We start from the raw sequence: 21,091 nt of genomic DNA, 5'->3' as shown, positions 1-21,091 counted from the left end.
GTGGGAGAAAATGTGCTAAACATTTTCCGAGAGAGGAGGCTTCACAGAAAGGAAACAAAAAAGGCCGCCCACATTGGGGCGACCTTCTGAAAAGTTATAGAGATGTCTCGAATTACTTAACGAGAACCTTCTTGCCGTTGATGATGTAGAGACCCTTCTGAGCCTTCTGAACTTCACGACCCTGGAGATCATAGATCTTACCAGACTTCACAACGTTGAGCACTGCGCTATTGATACCAGTTACGAGATCTGGGTCAATGTTTACAGAGTAGTCACCGTTTCCAGTGAACTCACCGAGGTTAGTGAAGTAACCATCGTTAGCGCGGCTAGTTGCGTCCTTCTCAGCCTTGAGGAAGGTAGTACCCTGTGCGTTGAGAACAACAGCCGTTGCAGGAAGAGCAACAGGAGCCAAAGTACCAGCGAATGCAGCACCAGTCGTAGCATTCGTATAAGTAACCGGAGTCAGCGTGTAGTTGATAGCCTCGAGAGAAGCAGCAGAGAGAGAAATCTCAACGCCTTCTTCACCTGCGTTAGGAACAACTAAGAGCGGAGTTCCAGCAGGAACAGAAGCAGAAACTTCAGCAAATTCCATTGTACCCTTTGTCTTGTTCAGACCGAGAGGCAAGTAGATCTTACCACCTTCAGGAGCGTCGAGAACGTCGAACGGAAGAGTAACGATAGCAGGAGAGGTCATATCCAGGTAGTATGCGCGGTTCCAGTCAGTAGCCTCTTCGAAGAAGAAAGCAGAGTTGTCTGTACCAGAAGCAGAGTTCCAAGTAACAACAGTCTTAGTACCTGGTTTAGCATTAGCAAATACATTGTCAGCCTGAACGAAGTTGAACAAACCACCAACCTTAGCAGAACGCAGGTTCATAGCAGATGAATCTGCATCGAGGCGCATGAACATACCCATGTTGTTAGTTGGCTGAGTTGCCATATAAGTACCTGTTGCAGCATTCATGAAGCTATATGAGCTAGGACCATTCTTAACAGCCTTCCAGATGAAGTTCAGACGAGCACCATCAGAGAGGTGAGCATCCTTACCCTTAGAAGCATCGAAACCACCCCAGCGGATCTGAGCCTTGCCATTATCAGTAGTGTAAACGTAGTTGTTAGCAGCTTCACCAGAAGTAGCACACTTGATGTAGTAGTACTTACCATTTTCAGGCATGTGCAACTTAGCGTTGAAAGCAGCAACAGCAGTATTGAGTTGTTCAGTGAGAGACTGGATCTGAGCAGCAGTCATCACGTCGTCAGATACCTGGTTAGCAACAGCTTCTGCAGCAGCAGTGAGTTGTGCACCAGCACCTACTTCGAAGAAACCGAGACCTTCGCCTTCAGCAGCAGCAGCAGCCTGAGCCTTTGCTTCAGCAATAGCGCTGGTCAACTTAGACTTGTTAGGAACAGCAGCAACATAAGCATCGTAAGCAGCCTTGAGGGCATCATACTGAGCCTGAGTAACAGCAGTGCCTGCATTGATGAGAGCCAAAGCAGCAGTCATCTGATTGTTCAGATTGTTCTTAGCAGTAGCGTCGAGAACACTATTGATTGACTTAGCAGCATCTACAGTTGCGCCGTCATAGATACGGAGCTCACCGATATGGAAGAAGTCATAACCATTCAAAGACTGAGAACCAGTGGACTCAAGACAAACGATGCGGAAGAACTTGTAAGCAGCAGAGAGGTTTGCACCTACGAGTGCTACAGCGTTCTTTACAGTATCGTTACCTACTACACCTGTACGGTTGTAGTTAACACCGAATACGCCAGCATCAGTCCAACCTGCAGTAGTATCGTTAGAAACTTCGAGACGGAAGCTTCTCAAGTGGTTGTAGCTAGCATTGGTACGCTTAGCGAACTGGAAGAGCGGATTCTGGATTGCAGAAGGCAACTCAACCTGCAAGTAGTGAGGTTCAGCAATAGTACCCTTCCAAGCTGTGTGGAAGTACCAGTTGTTATTGCCCTGGCTAGAAGTAGCTGTAGCAATACCGTCGATGAGACCTTCAAAAGTACCTTCGCTTGCTTCCTTAGCATTAGAAGAGAACTGAGAAGCATCTGTTGCGCTACCTGGGTCGTCGAACATGATAGTAGAACCATCAGCAGAGAGGTTCTGACCAGAAGTGAGCTTGTAGAAGTTGTTGTCAGTGTAAGCAGCAGCTGCATTGTTGTAAAGCTTCTTGAAGTTAATGTTCAGCTGAGCCTGAGCAACGCTGTCGTTATAAGCCTTAACTTGAGATTCGAGAGCTGTGATGACAGCATCAGCAACGGGGATGATTGTCCAAGCAGAAGGTTCGGAAGCAGCTTCCCAACCTACGATACGACCCTTACCAGAACCGCCCTCTTCGTGGAGGAAACCATAATTACCAGTCTTAACAGGACCGATAGCAAACTTAGAAGCGTCGAGCGCGCTAGAAACGAACTTGTAAGCAGGTGCGTTTTCAGCAACAGTTTGAACCAATGTAGAAGTTTGTACATTAGAAGCATAGTTCTTTGACAAGAAGTTCTGAACACGATAAGTGTCTTTGTCTTCAGCAGCAGAAACCTTCCAGATGTAAGCAGCATCAGCAATGGTATACGTTGTAGGAACTTCCCAGTTCATCCAGTAGAGAGCCTTGTCCTTTTCGTAGATACCAGCAGAAGCACCACGGCCTGTGCTAGTGAATACGTAGTAACCAGCCTTCATCGGAATACGAGCAGCGATATAAGCTTCGTAAGCGGTCTTGAGTTCAGCAGCTTTCTGCTCGCAAGCAGTAGCATCGGTTGCACCGTTGTTGAGCTGGTTAACAGCAGCATCGTAAGCAGCCTTCATAGCATTCTGCTGTGCTTCAGAAACACAACCTACATTTTCACCCGTAGGATAGAGCTCGCTAGTACCACTTGGGAAGAGGTCAGTGATTACAGCCTCGAGGAGAGCACTACCAGCCTTAGCCGTTACAGTGTAAACGTACCAAGTGTTAGTATCCTGGTAACCCCAGAATGCAGCAGTCTTAGCATCTGACCACCAAGGAGAGAAGTAAACCTTATTATCAGCATTGATAGGCTTGTTAGCGTAGTCAACGTTGGTGAAGATGTAAGCACCTTCAGGCTTTACTTTGTTGTAGTGAGCTGAGTCATAAACAGCTGTAGTTGTTACATCAGCGTCAGAAGGAACTGTCTCGCCTTTGTAATAGAAGTTCTCGGGATGCTTAGCATAGAAGCGGAAAGCTTTGGCAGTAGAAGAAACATACTCAACGCCACTAGCGTACTGAGGATCTTCCAGATACTTGCCTGTGTTAACCTGCTTCAGGTAGTAAGTCATCACGCCTTTAGAGTCAGCACCTGCCTCTTCGAATGCGTAAACAGCATTCTCGCCAGCAGTTGCAGACTTCACCGAACCACTGAGGTAGTTAGGTGTACCCGCACTAGCAGTATGAAGCACTACTTGCTGTCCCGGAGTGATTTCGGTCACGAACTCGCGGTTCTCAAAACCTGGGACGTCGTAATACTTCTGCGCCTGTGCGCTCACGGCACCAACAGCAAACAGCACTGCAGATGCCAGAAAAGTATAGACTTTTCTCATAAGTTTGTAATTAAAGTTAGATTAGATATGAATAGTAAATAATGTCCTTTTTAGTTGTCATGCTTTACACTTTTCGCGACAAAAATAAATAATAAGATTAGTAAAAACAAACTTTTTCTTTATTATTTGCAAAGTCGACACAACAATGCTCAGCTTACGTTTAACAATTATTGAAATAGAAATGTGGCTCAAAACCATAGATTCTCGCACAACGGCGCTCCACCAGAGCCTTACTGACCTTATTTTCTGCGCTTTTCAGAAATCAATCACTTTGAAGTGGGTATGCCTTTCAATATTTTAGACAAACAGAGGTGTAGGATATACAACTACTTCATTATATATATAAGGAATAGCTATAGGGGCTGTTGATAGGAAACAGGAAGAAATCCACGAGAAGCTCTATTCTGCTCTCGGATGTGTCCTCACAATAAACATTCCCCATACGCGAGTGCGGCGACACAACGTAGGGGGAATGAAATATGTGTATGAGATGGCGGACTCAACAGAGCCTTGCGCCATCGAGTGGAACTTATCGGATTTTCTCGATGAGCTCTTCAACGGTGAGCGAAGTCTGTTCGCCCGTGAGCATATTCTTCAGCGCCACTTTCTTCTCCTGCATTTCCGTTTCGCCACAAAGGGCCACAAACGGGATTTGCTGGGCGTTGGCGTAGCTCATCTGCTTCTTCATTTTCACACTGTCGGGGTAAACTTCCGTAGAAATACCGGCAGCGCGCGTTTGACGGGCAAGACTCATGCAATATGCCGCTTCCTTTTCGCCAAAATTGATAAACAAGAGTTGCGCTCCTTGTGCCGTATCCTCGGGATAGAGTTCGAGCTGATTGAGTACGTCATAGATGCGGTCGGCACCAAAGCTGATGCCCACGCCACTAAGGCCAGGCATACCGAAGATACCCGTGAGGTTGTCGTAGCGACCTCCGCCTGTGATTGAACCTATTTCCACGTCGAGCGCCTTCACTTCGAAGATGCAGCCGGTGTAGTAGTTCAAACCGCGCGCCAAAGTGAGGTCGAGGTCAATCTGATTGACCAGTTCGCCCAGATTATTGAGCACAAACTCCACTTCTGCAACACCTTTGAGTCCGACCTCTGAACTTGCCAACACCTCACGCATCGTTGCTATTTTCTCCGCATTTGTTCCGCTGAGACTGATGATGGGTTGCAGTTTCTCAACGGCCTCTTGTGTCAGACCATTGGCGAGCAATTCGGCATTCACATTGTCGAGACCAATCTTATCGAGCTTGTCGATGGCCACGGTGATATCCACAATTTTCTCGGCTTCGCCAATCACTTCGGCTATACCGGAAAGAATCTTGCGGTTATTGATTTTAATGGCCACACGTATGCCAAAGCGGTGGAACACCTCGTCTATGATCTGCATCAGCTCCACTTCGTTGAGCAGGCTGTCGGAGCCAACCACGTCGGCATCACACTGATAGAACTCTCTGTATCTACCTTTCTGCGGACGGTCGGCACGCCACACGGGCTGAATCTGATAGCGCTTAAAAGGCATCTGCAATTCCTCGCGGTGCTGCACCACAAAGCGAGCAAAAGGTACTGTCAGATCGTAGCGAAGTCCTTTCTCGCAGAACTTAGCAGCCAGGTGTCCAACGTTGTGTTCCTCCAATTCAGCCGGAGTCGTTTTGCTCATGAAATCGCCCGAATTGAGAATTTTGAAGAGAAGTTTGTCCCCCTCTTCACCATATTTGCCCATCAGCGTGGAAAGGTTCTCCATGGCTGGCGTCTCAATCTGACGGAAGCCATACAGCGCATACACATCGCGAATCGTATTAAAGATATAGTTGCGCTTGGCCATCTCAATGGGAGAGAAGTCGCGCGTACCTTTAGGAATGCTTGGTTTTGCCATAAATCTAAGTTGTTTTATGGTGCAAAAATAGTGTAAAATCAGAGAATTAGAACTACGACAGATAGAAAAAGCATTCCCCCACTCATTTGGTCTGCACGAATACTTCTCCAAACACTGATTTATTCACAAGAAAAGATTTGTCAACAAAAGTCTTATTTTTCAATAGCGAGAATCGCACGAAATCGAGAAAGAACACGTACGATTGCCGCAAAGACTTTTAGAAAACATGGTTTTTATAGGGCTGTTCGTGGATAGAATAAGGCTATCGGCTGACTTCCTTATCCTGTCAGCTGACACAATAAGGATATTCTCCAGCACAATAAGGAAACCTACGGGCAAATCCCAACTTGTGGAGCAAAAAACAGTGGTTTTCTTCCCCAAAAAAGCGTTTTCACTCTATTTTTTCTGAAAAATCGTCAGGTTTTTCCCTCCCATTTTTCGGCAACTATGGATTTCCGAGAATTTTCGACTGTATCGACCATTTTTCCGCTCAAAGAGTGTTGTCAACAAAAGGACACTTTTTCGCTTACGTTTCCACACCTCTTCATTCATAAAGTTTGCATTGATTTTAGGCACACTTTATGCTTTTAGCCGTTTTCTGCATAACTTTGCAGAAAGAACAAACAAGACTAAAAACATGATAGAACAAACTCCCGTTCTGCTGCTGACAGGCTACCTGGGCAGCGGAAAAACCACACTCGTCAACCGCATTCTGACGAACAGCAACGGCATCAAATTTGCCGTAATAGTAAACGATATCGGCGAAGTAAACATCGATGCCAGCCTCATTGAGAAAGGCGGCATCGTGGGCAAGAAGGACGACAGCCTTGTGGCTCTTCAGAATGGTTGCATCTGCTGCACGCTGAAGACGGACCTGATGGAACAAGTTCACGACATTACGAGCCTGAAGAAATTCGACTACATAGTGATTGAGGCCAGCGGCGTTTGTGAGCCGGCTCCTATCGCGCAAACACTTTGCAGTATTCCCACCATGTATCCAGCCATGGTCAAAGACGGTATTGCTCGTCTGGATTGCATTGCTACCGTTGTGGATGCGCTTCGCCTGCGCGATGAGTTCAACAGCGGAGAGGACTTGCAGCGCAAAAACATCGATGAGGAAGATATCACCAATCTCGTGATTCAGCAAGTGGAATTCTGCAATATAATTCTTCTCAACAAAGCCTCGGAAGTGAAGCCGGAGGAATTGGCAAAAATCAAGGAGATTCTGCGTGCATTACAACCGAAAGCAGAAATCATTGAGTGCGACTACGGCAATGTTGACCTCAACAAACTGCTCAATACTCAGCTCTTCAACTTCAAAACAGTGGCTTCATCTGCCACTTGGTTGGCCGAACTGGAGAAGCCGCAAGAGGAGCACCACGAGGGAGAAGAGGAGCACGAACACCATCACCACGAAGAGGAGCACCATCATGAGGAGCACGAACACCATCATGATCATTGCCACCACCATCATCACCACCACGACCACGAAGGTGGTGAAACGGAAGAATACGGCATTGGCACATACGTCTACTATCGTCGTCAGCCGTTCGAGTTGTCGCTCTTCGACGACTTTGTGGCGCGCCATTGGCCCAAGGGTATCATCCGCGCCAAGGGTATTTGCTGGTTCCGCGACGAACGCAATATTTGCTATGTGTTTGAACAAGCGGGCAAGCAAGTAGGGTTGAGCAGCATCGGACAATGGTATGCCACGATGCCCGAGGACGAGTTGCGCGACATGATGGATCGCGAGCCGGGTCTGCGCCGCGACTGGGACGAGAAGTATGGCGACCGTATGCAAAAAATTGTCTTTATCGGTCAACACCTCGACCGCGAGGAAATTGACCGCTTATTGGATAAATGCCTCGTGAAGGAATAAACACACGGACGAGTATAGAAATATCCCCGAAAGTTGAGCAGTTGCCAACTTTCGGGGATATATTTATAAGTAGGATGATTCTATCTTAAACTACTTCACCACAACTTTCTTGCCATTGATGATGTAGAGACCCTTCTGTGCCTTCAGCACGCGACGGCCTTGGAGATCATAGATGGCAGCATTCTGCTGAGGAACAACAGTCTGCGTAATGCCTGTAACGGTGAAGCCCTCAACTGGAACAGAATACTCAGCCTTGGCAGTCAGCATAGGAACTGTGAAGTCCAGATAAGCGGAATTAGCACCCAGAACGTCTTCGCTCGTTGCAACAATAATCTTGCCTTTGCTAAACAGGCCATATCCAGCCTTCATCGGCGTTCTGTCGAGCGTACCACAAAGACCATTCACGGAATGACCTTCATAGCTATAGTTGAAGTCCTTGAGAGAAGTAGCCGTTGGGAAGAAGTTGGCACCATACAAGTTTTCGTTGATCACTACGATAAACGGAGTGCCCGCTGGGATTCTATCCGTAGCAGCATACGCCGTAAGCTCGAGCGTTGTTGTCTCACCTTCTTTGAAGAGACCTGCCACCTTGTAGAGCGTACCTTCATCGCCGATAGAAGCTTCAACCTCATAAGGTAATGTGCAAGGCGTTGGGCGTTGTGCCGTAAAGCCTAAGAAAGAACTTTCACCCCATGCAGTGGCTTTTTCGATAGTGAAATAAGAGTCAGCACTTGAACCGTTGTCTGAGAAAACTATATCGCCACGAGTGTAGAAGCGGAGATATGTTCCAACACCTAAGTTCATCTGGAAGCTGGAAGCCTTTGGCGCACCTTCCAACAAGAGGTTGATAGGAGTTTCTGAACCAGGGGCAGCCAAACGAAGGTCGTTTTCTTTAGAAGAAGCCTTGGTGGTGCGACCTGCCATATAGAGACCTGTACCGATGTTCTTGAAAGAATAAGAGCCGTCAGCATTAGCTGTTACCAGCCACATATAGTTGAGACGATTGTTCAGGTTGGCATCTTCGCCATCTTCAGCAGAGTAGCCGCCCCAACGCAATGTTGACTGCGTACTGTTGCTTCCTGCATAAACAAACTGCTTGTTGACAGAAGCCGTAGTAGAGTTGGCGCGGAAGAATACAATATCGCCCGTTGCTGGTTTGTGGAGCGCTGCATCAAAAGCCTTAGCGGCCTCAGCAAGTTGAGACTTAGCATTCTCGAGGAGTGCCATTGTTTTATAGTCGTCAACGTGGTTTGCAACAGCATCTAAAGCAGCTTGGAAAGTATCCTTAGCTCCAGCAGTGTATTCACCAAAGTTGTCGCCTTCTACAGCTGCATTAGCAAGAGTCTTCAACTTAGCAATCTCTGCCTTCAATGCTGCGGGATCTGGATAAACGGCCTTATAGGCTTCAAAAGCAGCCTTGAGAGCATCAACACCTGCCTGTGTTGCTGTGCCAGAAGCTATAGCTGTGGCAGCAGCAGTGAGCTGGTCTACAAAATTCTTACGAACAGTTTGATCTACATTTTCAGCCAATGAGTGGTCTTTATCATACGCAGCTTCATAGATACGAAGTTCACCGAGATAGAAATAGAGATTGCCTTTTGCACGAGCACTACCGAGATTACTCTCCACCTGCAAACGAACATAGCGATACTTCTCTCCATCTTTAAAGGCTACGGATGTACGGCCAATATAGTTGGCAATTTTTGTATTATCAATAGTGGCAGAATCTGTAAAGGAGAAAGAAACCAAAGATTGTTCTACCCAATTGATCGAATCGTTAGAAGCGAAAACACGAACCTTTAAGGGCAAACCGCCTGGATTGGCATTGTAACGCTTAGCATACTTCAGTGTGATTGCACCAACAGCTTTTTCGAGATCAGCTGTCAGACAGGCGTATTTAACATCGGGTAGCGCAACGCTCCAAGCCGTATGGAAGAATGTTTTTAAGTCGCCATCAACGAGACCTGCAATAGGACCTTCGCTCGGCTCTTGCGCGTTAGTAGATAGTTGAGCAGCCTTTGTCACTAAACCATCCACCGTGGTAGGATAATCACCAACAGTGGCGGCGGAGCTATAAGTTAAACCTTTCTGATAGTATCCAGAAGCTTGTTCGTAGAGTTCTGTCAGATGCTTCTTAGCTTGTTCTTGCTCGAGAGCTGCCTGAAGGGCATCAACGTCTTCTTGAGAGATACGGAAAAGCTGCCAAGCTGAATTCTTATGAGAAGAATCCCAGAATACAACAGTATTGGCACCACTCGTATTTGCATGAATTAGCATTTCAGAGCCTTGTGCCTGAAGTGCGAAGTAGCCCTTTTGACCTGGGAAATTAAAGATCTCATAGATTTGTTTTTTCTCAGTGACCGTCGGAATAACGGTTGAAAAAGCATTGATAAAACCTGTATAATTACCTGTCAGGTAATTCTGGAGATAGAAATTATTGGGAGTACTATTAGCTGGAACAAGCTTCCATATATAGGCCATATCATTTGCTGTAGGATGCTCGGGACGTGTCCAAGATGCCTTATTAAAGTGCATCTCATTATTAGTTTCAAACATACCAGCAGCATCTCCGCTATTGTTCACAATGAAATAGTAGCCTTCAGTAAATGGGATAATGCTTGCGCGGGCTGCCTTGTAAGCTTTTTCTATGTCAACACAAGCTTTGTTACAAGCTTCCACGTTGGTGCTTGACTCGTTGATGAGTTGTTGTGCACGTTCGAAAACTTCCTGCAAAGCGTCAAACTTATCTTGCGGGATATTACCGGGTTCAGAACCTGCCACAAACTCATCGTTAGTACCAGCAGGAAAGTATTGGTTAAAGACAGCTGAAAGTTTATCAAGTCCCTTCACCTCTTCAACAGCATAGGCATACCAGCAATTGGATTGACTCTGATTGGTGAAGCCAGTAGCTTTCCCAGGAGCGGCAAACATCTGATAGTGGACAGATTTCGTTGGAGCCCCCCAATCAGAGAACGTAAAAATAAGAGCACCTGGATAAGAATCAAAAGTAACTGCTCCCCAATCTGCATCGGCAGGAACTGCGGCAGCATTAGCATAGTTTTCAGAAGTTCTCACATAGAAGGCTTCCGCATTACGCTGTGAAGCTTTCATAGTGAAGAATGCGTAACCATCTTCATTCGTGCCGAGACCTAAATACTTGCCACTGGCAGGATTGAAGAGATAGTACTGGTTTGTAGCCTCATTGGCAACTTGAAATTCCCACACACCATTATCGGTAATTGCAGTCTTCAAATTCTCCGTAAGGGCTGTATCCAGCACGCAAGTAGATGAAGCACGGGCCGCCTGCAAGCAGACCTTCTGACCAGGGGTTATCGTCTTGAGATAATTACCCTCGCCAAACCCTACAGCCGAATAAACGGTCTGAGCACTAGCTACAATGCAGGCAAAAAACATTGCCAGCAGCATTGCAGTCCTCGAATAGAAATGTTTCATAGGGATAAGTGTTAGATATTGTTAGTAGTGTTTTGTTAGAGACTCTCTATTCTTAAATAGTCCCGTGGCAAATATAAAGATAGTTTTTTCATTATGCAACTATTCTTCACATTCTTCGCATTTTTTTATTTGTTTTCTTTGCCATATTACTTTCTAATTACAGCAGAGCCTTTTGGCGCGTATTTTGTCGTACAGTTTTTTATCTCTATTTTTGCATATAATATACATCTATATAAAATAAGTCATGCTCGAAATAAAAAATCTCCATGCAGAAGTGGAGGGAAAAGCTATTCTTAAAGGAGTAAACTTAACCATCAATGATGGTGAAGTCCACGTCCTTATGGGCCCGAATGGTTCTGGCAAGTCTACCTTGTCGAACGTACTGGTGGGCAACCCTAAATACGAAGTCACAGAAGGCAGCATCAGCTTCAATGGTAAGGACCTTTTAGCTATGAAGCCAGAAGACCGCGCCCATGAGGGTATATTTATGTCGTTCCAAGCTCCCACAGAGATTCCGGGAGTTTCTATGACCAACTTCATGCGTGCCGCCGTCAATGCAAAACGTACCTATTTCGGTCAAGATCCTATGAGCGCGAGCGATTTTCTTAAACTCTTGCGTGAGAAACGCAAACTCGTTGGACTCGATGCTCACTTCATGGGGCGTGGTGTGAACGAGGGCTTCAGTGGCGGTGAGCGCAAGCGCAACGAGATATTCCAAATGGCAGTACTCGAGCCCACTTTCAGTATTCTCGACGAGACTGATTCTGGACTCGATGTGGATGCATTGCGCATCGTGGCGGAGGGTTTTAATCAACTCCGCACGGAGAAGACGAGCGCCATGGTCATCACCCACTACCAGCGTATGCTCGACTATCTCAAGCCCGATTTCGTTCACGTCCTCGTCAACGGACGAGTTGTGCGTAGCGGCAGTGCCCAACTGGGTTACGACATCGAGGAGAAAGGTTTCGAATGGATTATTGAAGAAGCAGAAAAACAATGAGTGCCATCCAACAATATCTGGACTTATTCGCTTCGCAGCGTACTGTGATTGAGGAAGGTTCCTGCCCGGTAATGAATGCAGAACGACAAACTGCTTTCGACAACTTGCAGCAGCACGGACTTCCTACACAGAAAGTGGAGCGTTATAAATACACCGACTTAGAAAAGGTTTTAGCACCCGACTATGGCTTGAATCTCAAACGGATTCCGCTAAGTGTTGATCCCTACGAAGTTTATCGTTGCAGCATTCCTAAGATGAGTGCCGATGTGGCTTACGTGGTCAACGACACTGTGGTTCCTGCAAAACTTTCTTTCCATGAGAATGCTGAGTTCATCAAACCCTACTACAATCGCTTGGCCACCCAGCAACGCGACGCTGTATCGGAGCTAAACACGATGCTGGCACAAGATGGGATTTTGATTCATATCCCTGCTGGTAAGAAACTGGAACGCCCGCTGCAAATTGTCAATGTCAGTGCGGCCACTATTGATTTCATGTCGAATCGCCGTGTTCTCATCGTGGCAGAAGAGGGAGCAGAAGGTACGATACTCTTCTGCGACGAAAGCCCCACAGAGCAACGCAGCCTCACAACACAAGTCGTTGAAATCTTTGCAGGGAAAAATTCAAAACTGCATCTCTATTCGTTAGAAGAAACGGCAGACACACATACGCACCTCAGCAATATGTACATAGAGCAGCAGGAGCGGAGCGAAGTAACTTTCAACGGCATGACTCTCCATAACGGCACAACGCGCAACTTAATGGACGTTCACCTCGTTGGACGCCACGCTGCCATCAATGCTTATGGCGCAGTCGTTGCAAACGCACAAGAACACGTGGACAATAATATCCTCATCGATCACAACGCCGAAGAATGCACCAGCGACTTACTCTACAAATACGTGCTCGATGACAAAAGCGTAGGTGCTTTTGCAGGAAAAGTTCTCGTTCAAGCAGGCGCACAAAAAACGGCTTCTCAGGAAACAAACTCCAACCTTTGTGTCAGTCCGGACGCCCGTGCTTACGCTCAACCCATGCTCGAAATCTATGCAGATGATGTGAAGTGCAATCACGGATCTACGGTTGGAAAGCTCGATGAAAACGCACTTTTCTATATGCGTCAGCGAGGTATTCCCGAACAGGAAGCCCGCCTATTGCTCCAGCACGCTTTCATTAACGATGTTCTCCAACACGTCACGCTCGAACCTTTGCGGGAACGCCTATCCCATTTGGTTGAACTCCGTTTTCGCGGAGAGTTGCGTCATTGCGACGGCTGCAAGATGCAAGACATCTGTAATTAAACTTTTATGTTTTAATGCTAATATAATGTGCTAATGTGCTAATGAGAAAATGTGCTAATGACCCTACGGGCTACAGCATTAGCACATTAGCACATTCCCATATTTGCACATTCCTCACATTAGCACATTTCCACTTTTCTCACATTAGCACATTCCTCACATTAGCACATTAGCACATTTCCACATTCCCCACATTAGCACATTAAAGAAATGAATACATATCTTGATTCGAAAGTTCGGGCCGACTTTCCTATTCTCTCCCGAATGGTCTATAATCGCCCACTTATTTATCTGGACAATGCGGCCACTACGCAAAAGCCTCAGTGTGTCATTGATGCTATTTCAGAGGAATATCAGAGCGTGAACGCCAATGTTCACCGCGGCGTACACTACCTTTCCCAGAAAGCAACCGAACTTCACGAAAACGCTCGTGAGCGCGTTCGTCAATTCATCAACGCCCGCTCCACGTCAGAAATCCTCTTCACGCGCGGCACAACTGAAAGCCTCAACCTCATGGCCAGTTCCTACGGCGAGGCATTTTTGAAAGAAGGTGACGAAATCCTCATCAGCGAAATGGAACACCACTCCAATATCGTGCCGTGGCAAATGCTGTGTGAGCGTAAAGGCTGTCGAATCAAAGTTATCCCTTTCAACGAGAAAGGCGAGATTGAGATGGAGAACTATGAAAAACTCTTCACCGAAGACACGCGCCTCGTTTGCGTGGCTCATGTTAGCAACACGCTCGGAACGGTCAATCCTGTTAAAGAGATGGGGCGCATCGCTCATGCACACGGGGCACATATCCTCGTAGATGGCGCACAGAGTGTTCCCCATTTCAATGTAGATGTTCAAGATCTCGATTGCGATTTCCTCGCCTTCAGTGGTCACAAAGTTTACGGCCCTACCGGCATTGGCGTTCTCTACGGTCGCGAATCGCTATTGGAGCAGATGCCGCCCTATCAAGGCGGTGGAGAAATGATTAGCCGCGTAACGTTCGAACACACCACTTACGAGAAACTCCCTTACAAATTTGAAGCGGGTACGCCCGACTATGTAGGCTCGCACGCCTTGGCTGTTGCGCTCGACTATGTCGACTCTATCGGCATGGACAAGATTCATGCCCACGAACAAGCTCTCACGCGCTATGCTATGCAGCAAATGAGCCAGATTGACGGTATTCGCCTCTACGGCACCAGCGAGGGGAAAGATGCCGTTGTGGCGTTCAACGTGGGCGACATTCACCCGCTCGACATCGGTACCCTACTCGACCGCCTCGGCATCGCTATCCGCACAGGGCATCACTGTGCACAACCCGTTATGGAGCATTATGGCGTGGAAGGAATGTGCCGCGCCAGTTTCGCCCTCTATAGCACACAGTCCGAAGTGGATACACTCATAGCGGGCATCGAAAGAGTAAGAAAAATGTTTTAACCGCAGCACTGCTGCACAATACCTCATACAATCATGTTACTCACTACAACTCCAACAATTGAGGGACACACTATCCAGCAATATTTAGGCATCGTGACCTCAGAAACCATTATCGGCGCAAATGTTGTGCGCGATTTCTTCGCTGGTTTACGCGATTTCTTCGGTGGCCGCGCAGGTTCTTATGAAGAGGTACTCAAAGAGGGCAAAGAAACAGCCCTACAAGAAATCCGCGAACGCGCTGCCGCAATGGGAGCTAATGCCGTTGTAGGCATCGACCTCGACTACGAAACCGTAGGAGCTAAAGGTTCTATGCTGATGGTGGTATGCTCTGGCACTGCCGTACGCGTAGAATAATTTTCATTTCTTATCCACAGATCTTCCGCGACCAATAGGTACAATTCTTTCGTACCCTATTGGTTCGCGGTTTCTTTTGAAAAACAAAATTCATGCTTGCTTCTCATTTCAGCACATATTCTCTCGAGGCAGGTTGCGACGAAGCTGGTCGCGGCTGTCTGGCGGGTAGTGTTTATGCTGCGGCAGTGATTCTCCCCGAGGACTATCACAATGAAGGACTCAACGATTCTAAGCAGCTCTCCGCCCACAAGCGCTACCGATTGCGTGAAGAAATAGAGCGCGACGCAATAGCTTGGGCCATTGGCATTGTCACACCGCAGGAAATCGACCGTATCAACATCCTCCAGGCCTCTATTCTGGCTATGCACCGCGCCTTGAATCAACTAAAGGTACGTCCCGAATTTATCATCGTCGACGGCAACAAATTTTTCCCCTACGGCACTACGCCACACCAAACCATCGTCAAAGGCGATGGGAAATACGAGTCGATAGCAGCCGCCTCTATCTTGGCCAAAACTTATCGCGACGACTACATGCAGAAACTCCACGAAGAGTATCCCTTCTATGGTTGGGACCACAATGCCGGCTACCCCACAGCTCAGCATCGCGAGGGAATTCGCCGCCATGGCTGCTCTCCCTACCACCGCCGAAGCTACAAACTACTACCCGAAGACGAACCCACGCTCTTCTAACTTCTGCATGCACGAAACCAATACTTCTATTTCACCCCCTATAAAAAACGTTATTTCATTGTCACGTTGTCACAGATACCGGAAACTACCTGACAACTAAACACTTAAAGGCGTGACAACAACTTTTCTTTCTCATTTTTATTGTCACACTGTTATCACATATATAATGCAAATATTTTCAACACTTTAACCATCGAGTGTGACAACGTGACGACGTGACAACACAAAATCAAACTACAGGAGAAGTACACCTCCACACCATTTCCTCCTTCCTTCCGCCTACCTGCAAATACAATAAGGCTGTCGACTGACAGAATAAGGCTGTCAGCTGGTTTCCTTATTGCGTCAGCTGACACCCTTATTGTATTTACGCTGCCACTAATCTTGCTCTTCTGAACTCCTTTCTCCCTACTTTTTCATACTCTCCCACTGATTGAAACATCCATCATCGTGCATAGCTTCTCAAAGAAAACAGTCAAATTTAGAACAGAAAAACAACAAACAATTAGTTTACTGTTCAAAATTTGACTACTTTTGCACTATGATTACGAACATAGAACAAATTGGCAATATCCCTGTAAGCACTGCCACGATCGCTTCAATGTTTTCAGAGGTGAAGGCAGGAAATCAGAAAGTACGCAATCTTGAGTTAGGAGGTAAAATCATCCGACTCAAGAAAGGGCTCTATGTTGTTGCCCCAGCCGAATCGCGGGTGGCACTTTCAACAGAATTGATTGCTAATCATCTCTATTCGCCATCTTATGTTTCGATGTCTTCCGCATTAAGATATTATGGGTTGATACCAGAGGAAGTTTACACGACACAGTCAATGACTATCAAGCACTCTCGAACATTCGACACTCCGATTGGGCGTTTTGATTACTTCGCGATGAGTCGTGACGCTTTCCACATTGGAGTAACCTCCATCAATAAGCAAAACTATGCTTTCAAAATGGCCACTCCCGAAAAGGCTCTCTGCGACCTGATCGCACATTCGCCACTGGTAAATCTGAGATACTTCAAGGATGTTGAAACATACATAGAAGAAGACATACGAATGGATATGGAAGATTTCCGCAATATGGACAGAAGCATTTTTGAAAGATATGTAGAAGTCGGGAAAAAGGCCAAGTCAGTCCAAACACTTATAAATTACTTGAAGCGATGAACGATATTTACAATCAGATGCTAACGGCTTACGACCAGTCGACAGAACAGCAAAAGCGCAATGCCGTGTTTGAAGTGAATCAACAAATCATTCTCGCAGGTTTATACCACGGAGGATTCTTTGATGTGGCAGCTTTCTATGGCGGCACCTGTCTCCGCATTTTCCACGGCTTACAGCGTTTTTCGGAAGATATGGACTTCTCCCTCCTTGCTCCAAAAGCCGATTTCAATTTCTTACAATACTTCCAACCTATCATTGACGAATTTGCAATGGTGGGCAGAGATGTTGAAATAAAGAAGAAAGATAAAAAGCACTTTGGAAAGGTAGAGTCTGCTTTTTTAAAAGATAATACGGACGTTTACGACATCACTTTTCAGACAGAAAAGTCGGTCAAGATAAAAATTGAAGTAGACATTCAACCGCCTTTGAAGTTTCGCACAGAACAAAAACTGCTCCTTCTGCCTGAATCTTTTTTGGCGCGTTGCTTTACTCTTCCAGACTTGTTTGCGGGGAAGATGCACGCCTTGGTTTATCGCGTTTGGAAGAACCGCGTTAAAGGGCGTGACTGGTACGACTTCGAATGGTATGTTCGCCACAATGTTCCTCTTAATTTCACACATTTGCAAGAACGTGTACTTCAGTTTAATCAGAAAGCAATCAGTAGAGAATCCTTTCTTGAACAGCTAAAAGAACGCCTATCTACAGCCGATATAAACCAAGTCAAAAGCGATGTTCTACCTTTTGTTCGTCAACCGAGTGAGCTAAATATCTGGTCAAATGATTATTTTCTTCAGTTGAGCAATATGATTATTTTTGAGTAGATTATCAGTATAAAGCAAGTTCTTTTGCCCTCTTAGCAGGAGTCACGAACATACCAAAAGAAAGAGCTTCCCTCGTTCATTCACAGAGGGAAGCTCTTTTAGGATTTAGCAACGCAAAAACTAAAAAGAGGTTACGATGACGCGCAAACTATCCGATTTTGTTCGCGCTTTTAGCCATTCTTGCAATCGCTGGCGATCTGGATTGCTGAGAGCACGAGAACAATTTACTACGGCCATAACATATTCTTGACTGGCAGCGGTATCGGTCTTCGCTTCCGTTACACGAGAAATGCTGATACTCTTTGCCGAGGGGCACATAGCTTTGAGTTCGGTGCGAACCTCTTTGGTGAGTGTAGCATATTGTTGGTAGGCGTTGAGTTGTTGCTCTAGCTCTCCAAGTTGTGCAACTTGCTCTATGAGTTTTTGCTGACTGGCTTGCGTATTACCTGAAGAATAACTATATTGCTGATTTGCAAGAAGCAAACTATCTGATTGCAAACCTTGAATGATATGCAGCTTATAGTCTTCGAGATTATAGGATTCCAGCATCTTTTCTGCTTTAGCTATTTCCTCTTTTGAAATAATTTTACCTACCGCAACAATGTTTAGTGTCTTGTGTTTAGTATCAAACTGTTGAGAGATAATCTGTGTACCTTTGAAAGCGAGTTCGTTGCGAACAAAACGGTTACTATTGTTTTCCAACACGCTTTGTCGGATAATCTGTACAGTCATATAAGTTGCGGGAAGCATTGTGATCACCACGATTCCGATGATGTAGCGCTTCACGGTAGCCAGACGTGCTACATCAATGAATTGTTTTTGCTTGAAACGCAACATACGCACGCCAACAAAAGTGGCTAAGGTGATGAAAACAGTGTTGATAAAGAAGAGATAGAACGCCCCGAAGAAGAAACTCGGTTCGCCCATAGCAAGTCCGTAACCTGCTGTGCAGAGAGGTGGCATAAGGGCTGTTGCAATTGCCACGCCTGGAATGACATTTCCGCTGCCGCGCGTTGAGAGCGCTAAGATACCTGCTGCACCACCACAAAGAGCTATCAGTACATCATAGAGCGTTGGCGATGTGCGCGCCAAGAGTTCCGACTGCGCTTCGGTGAGTGGTGTTATAAGAAAATAGAGTGTGGCGGTCAATACGCTAATGCCCGTTGCCACAAGATAATTCTTGATTGACCGCTTCAGCAGAGCCAAATCACTAATACCGATTCCTAATCCCATTCCAACAATGGGACCCATCAGGGGAGAGATAAGCATCGCACCAATGATTACTGCGGTGGAGTTCACATTCAGTCCTAAAGAAGCTATGAAGACGGCAAAGACCAATACCCAAAGATTGGCGCCATGAAAGGTAACTCCACTACTGATTTGCTCTATCGTTTTGGCTTCTTCCGCCTTATCGGGCAGTGCGTTAAAGTATCCTTTCACTACCTGCCACAATGTTTTTTCATTATTTCCCATTTTTGTTGCGTATTATGTGTTTGCAAAAGAGAATGGGCGCAAAGATAATATATTTATCAATAATGAAATTAAAGTGTGATTCCTTTGTTAGAACAAAGAAAAGCGGCGAACAGAATTCTTTGCTTACTCTGTTCGCCGATATGAGTATAAAGATGAAAGAAATTATTCCAAATAGGTGTAGCCATAGAGGCCTGCACGATAGTTGGAGATAAACTCTTTGCCTTCTTCCGTAGTGATTTTTTCTTCAGCAACAGCCTTGCTCACCCAGCTCTCCAAGCGGCGAACGAGACGCTTGGGGTCGTATTGTACATACTCCAGCACATCGGCCACTGTTTCTCCGTCAATGGTTTTATCAATGGTATAACTGTCATCATTAACACTGATATGGACGGCATTGGTGTCTCCGAAGAGATTGTGCATATTACCCAAAATCTCCTGATAAGCTCCCACAAGGAAAACGCCTATATAATAGTGCTCACCATTGCGGATAGCGTGGAGCGGCAGATAGGTCTTCTGATGGCCGTTGTTAACGTAAGTGCCCACTTTTCCGTCTGAGTCGCAGGTGATGTCCTGAAGGGTGGCGTTGCGCGAGGGACGCTCATCGAGGCGATCAATGGGCATAATGGGGAAGATTTGATCCAGCGCCCAACTGTCGGGCATCGATTGGAAGAGAGAGAAGTTGCAGAAATATTTGTCTGCAATGCGCTTATCAATATCGCGAAGCTCATCGGGAACATGCTTCTGATGGTGGACGAGTTCGGCCACCTCATTGGTGATACTCCAATAGATGCTCTCAATCTGCGCGCGTGTCTTGAGATCTATCATACCCATTCGGAAGAGGTCAAGAGCTTCTTCGCGGATGTCCTCCGCATCGTGCCAGTCTTCCAGCATGGAGCGAGGCGACAGCTTTTCCCAAATCTCATTTAAATCCTTAACGAGCTGATGATCCGATTCAGAAATTTCAAAATCATCAGACATCATCGTTGGGTGTACGCTTTCGAGCACATCGAGAATGAGCACACTGTGGTGCGCCGTCAAGCTGCGTCCACCTTCTGTAATAAGATTGGGATGAGGGATATTATTCTTATTGGCAGCATCCACAAAGGTGTAGACGCAGTCATTAACATATTCTTGAATGGAATAGTTCACCGAACTCTCAGAGTTGGACGAGCGCGTCCCGTCATAGTCGACACCGAGACCGCCACCGCAATCCACAAACTGGATATCGAACCCCAAATTGCGCAACTGTACGTAGAATTGAGAAGCTTCACGCAAAGCTGTAGAGATGCGGCGTATCTTCGTAATCTGACTACCGATGTGGAAATGGATAAGTTTCAAGCAGTCGCGCATCTCCATCTTATCGAGCAATTCGAGTGCTTCGAGCAATTCAGCAGAGGAGAGGCCGAACTTAGAAGCATCGCCCCCACTTTCTTCCCACTTACCCGCACCGCTGGAAGCCAACTTGATGCGGATACCGATATTGGGGCGAACGCCCAACTTCTGGGCTGTTTTAGCGATAATTTCCAATTCGGGCAACTTCTCAATAACGAGAAATATACGCTTCCCCATCTTTTGAGCCAACAGAGCCAGCTCAATATAGTTTTGATCCTTATGGCCGTTGCAAATAATGAGGCTGTCGGAATCCATATTAGTGGCTACTACAGCGTGAAGTTCTGGCTTTGAACCTGCCTCCAATCCGAGGTTGTACTTCTTGCCGTGGCTGATAATCTCCTCCACAACAGGGCGCATCTGATTCACCTTAATGGGGAAAATGATAAAGTGTTCAGCTTGGAAGTTGTATTCCTTTGCAGCGATATTAAAGCATTCGGACGTTTTCTCAATACGATTATCCAAAATGTCAGGAAAACGCAAGAGAACAGGAGCTGTAATATCGCGCTCATTCAAATCGTCGACCACTTCCTTTAAGTCGATTTTCACATCGTTCTTACGTGGTGAAACATAGGCGTGACCTTTATCGTTGATTCCGAAGTAACTCACTCCCCAGCCTTTGATGCCGTAGAGCTCTTCCGAGTCTTCAATTCTCCATTTCTTCATTCTTTCGGTAGAGTATAGTATGT

At 46.3% G+C, this 21,091-nt stretch carries 13 protein-coding genes; 8 read left to right on the top strand and 5 right to left on the bottom strand.

Annotation, left to right across the window (positions count from 1 at the left end; translation table 11 throughout):
* Positions 1-112 precede the first annotated feature (112 nt).
* Together ACO4R2_RS03085 and hisS are read right to left on the bottom strand one after the other, a co-directional pair.
* Positions 113-3,559, bottom strand: coding sequence for a hypothetical protein (locus ACO4R2_RS03085; protein ID WP_484769119.1), 3,447 nt, complete (start codon positions 3,557-3,559; stop codon positions 113-115).
* A 529-nt stretch (positions 3,560-4,088) separates the two neighbouring features.
* Positions 4,089-5,441 (bottom strand): histidine--tRNA ligase, encoded by a 1,353-nt coding sequence (gene hisS, locus ACO4R2_RS03080; protein ID WP_484769118.1) that lies wholly within the window; start codon positions 5,439-5,441, stop codon positions 4,089-4,091.
* A 637-nt stretch (positions 5,442-6,078) separates the two neighbouring features.
* Between hisS and ACO4R2_RS03075 the strand changes: the two genes are divergently transcribed.
* Positions 6,079-7,320, top strand: a complete 1,242-nt coding sequence (locus ACO4R2_RS03075; RefSeq protein ID WP_484769117.1) for a CobW family GTP-binding protein — start codon at positions 6,079-6,081, stop codon at positions 7,318-7,320.
* 90 nt (positions 7,321-7,410) lie between these two features.
* Here the strand turns inward: ACO4R2_RS03075 and ACO4R2_RS03070 are convergent, their stop codons facing one another.
* Positions 7,411-10,773 carry a discoidin domain-containing protein gene (locus ACO4R2_RS03070; protein WP_484769116.1) on the bottom strand — a complete coding sequence of 1,121 codons (3,363 nt, stop codon included), beginning with the start codon at positions 10,771-10,773 and terminating at the stop codon, positions 7,411-7,413.
* A 244-nt stretch (positions 10,774-11,017) separates the two neighbouring features.
* Here ACO4R2_RS03070 and sufC point away from each other — a divergent pair, with 244 nt between their 5' ends.
* The 7 genes from sufC (at position 11,018) to ACO4R2_RS03035 (ending at position 17,540) form a co-directional block, all read left to right on the top strand.
* Complete coding sequence (sufC, locus tag ACO4R2_RS03065) at positions 11,018-11,773, top strand: Fe-S cluster assembly ATPase SufC (RefSeq protein WP_484769115.1); 756 nt, start codon at positions 11,018-11,020, stop codon at positions 11,771-11,773.
* Positions 11,770-13,074: a Fe-S cluster assembly protein SufD gene (gene sufD / locus ACO4R2_RS03060; protein WP_484769114.1), complete on the top strand. Its 1,305-nt coding sequence runs from the start codon at positions 11,770-11,772 to the stop codon at positions 13,072-13,074. The genes sufC and sufD overlap by 4 nt, the downstream gene beginning before the upstream one ends.
* Positions 13,075-13,284: 210 nt before the next feature.
* Positions 13,285-14,505, top strand: coding sequence for an aminotransferase class V-fold PLP-dependent enzyme (locus ACO4R2_RS03055; protein WP_484769113.1), 1,221 nt, complete (start codon positions 13,285-13,287; stop codon positions 14,503-14,505).
* 33 nt (positions 14,506-14,538) lie between these two features.
* A complete protein-coding gene (locus tag ACO4R2_RS03050; RefSeq protein ID WP_311490760.1) occupies positions 14,539-14,859 on the top strand; it encodes a YbjQ family protein in 321 nt (106 codons plus the stop codon).
* A 92-nt stretch (positions 14,860-14,951) separates the two neighbouring features.
* Positions 14,952-15,551, top strand: coding sequence for a ribonuclease HII (locus ACO4R2_RS03045; RefSeq protein WP_484769112.1), 600 nt, complete (start codon positions 14,952-14,954; stop codon positions 15,549-15,551).
* Positions 15,552-16,092: 541 nt separating this feature from the next.
* Positions 16,093-16,719: a type IV toxin-antitoxin system AbiEi family antitoxin domain-containing protein gene (locus tag ACO4R2_RS03040; RefSeq protein ID WP_484769111.1), complete on the top strand. Its 627-nt coding sequence runs from the start codon at positions 16,093-16,095 to the stop codon at positions 16,717-16,719.
* Positions 16,716-17,540, top strand: a complete 825-nt coding sequence (locus ACO4R2_RS03035; RefSeq protein ID WP_484769110.1) for a nucleotidyl transferase AbiEii/AbiGii toxin family protein — start codon at positions 16,716-16,718, stop codon at positions 17,538-17,540. Before ACO4R2_RS03040 ends, ACO4R2_RS03035 begins: the two co-directional genes overlap by 4 nt.
* Before the next feature lie 120 nt (positions 17,541-17,660).
* Here the strand turns inward: ACO4R2_RS03035 and ACO4R2_RS03030 are convergent, their stop codons facing one another.
* The gene (locus ACO4R2_RS03030) at positions 17,661-19,013 is read right to left on the bottom strand and encodes a TIGR00341 family protein (RefSeq protein ID WP_484769109.1); all 1,353 of its coding nucleotides are present in this window, start codon (positions 19,011-19,013) and stop codon (positions 17,661-17,663) included.
* Between the two features lie 162 nt (positions 19,014-19,175).
* A complete protein-coding gene (speA, locus tag ACO4R2_RS03025) occupies positions 19,176-21,068 on the bottom strand; it encodes a biosynthetic arginine decarboxylase (RefSeq protein WP_311490764.1) in 1,893 nt (630 codons plus the stop codon).
* Positions 21,069-21,091 lie beyond the last annotated feature (23 nt).

The sequence above is a fragment of the Alloprevotella sp. genome, assembly GCF_057240785.1.
This window is presented reverse-complemented; position numbering and strand designations above follow the sequence as displayed.

Excerpts from the sequence above, each read along its gene's own strand:
- ACO4R2_RS03085 (WP_484769119.1), bottom strand. The coding sequence starts at position 3,559 with ATGAGAAAAGTCTATACTTTTCTGGCATCTGCAGTGCTGTTTGCTGTT.
- hisS (WP_484769118.1), bottom strand. The coding sequence starts at position 5,441 with ATGGCAAAACCAAGCATTCCTAAAGGTACGCGCGACTTCTCTCCCATT.
- ACO4R2_RS03075 (WP_484769117.1), top strand. The coding sequence starts at position 6,079 with ATGATAGAACAAACTCCCGTTCTGCTGCTGACAGGCTACCTGGGCAGC.
- ACO4R2_RS03070 (WP_484769116.1), bottom strand. The coding sequence starts at position 10,773 with ATGAAACATTTCTATTCGAGGACTGCAATGCTGCTGGCAATGTTTTTT.
- sufC (WP_484769115.1), top strand. The coding sequence starts at position 11,018 with ATGCTCGAAATAAAAAATCTCCATGCAGAAGTGGAGGGAAAAGCTATT.
- sufD (WP_484769114.1), top strand. The coding sequence starts at position 11,770 with ATGAGTGCCATCCAACAATATCTGGACTTATTCGCTTCGCAGCGTACT.
- ACO4R2_RS03055 (WP_484769113.1), top strand. The coding sequence starts at position 13,285 with ATGAATACATATCTTGATTCGAAAGTTCGGGCCGACTTTCCTATTCTC.
- ACO4R2_RS03050 (WP_311490760.1), top strand. The coding sequence starts at position 14,539 with ATGTTACTCACTACAACTCCAACAATTGAGGGACACACTATCCAGCAA.
- ACO4R2_RS03045 (WP_484769112.1), top strand. The coding sequence starts at position 14,952 with ATGCTTGCTTCTCATTTCAGCACATATTCTCTCGAGGCAGGTTGCGAC.
- ACO4R2_RS03040 (WP_484769111.1), top strand. The coding sequence starts at position 16,093 with ATGATTACGAACATAGAACAAATTGGCAATATCCCTGTAAGCACTGCC.
- ACO4R2_RS03035 (WP_484769110.1), top strand. The coding sequence starts at position 16,716 with ATGAACGATATTTACAATCAGATGCTAACGGCTTACGACCAGTCGACA.
- ACO4R2_RS03030 (WP_484769109.1), bottom strand. The coding sequence starts at position 19,013 with ATGGGAAATAATGAAAAAACATTGTGGCAGGTAGTGAAAGGATACTTT.
- speA (WP_311490764.1), bottom strand. The coding sequence starts at position 21,068 with ATGAAGAAATGGAGAATTGAAGACTCGGAAGAGCTCTACGGCATCAAA.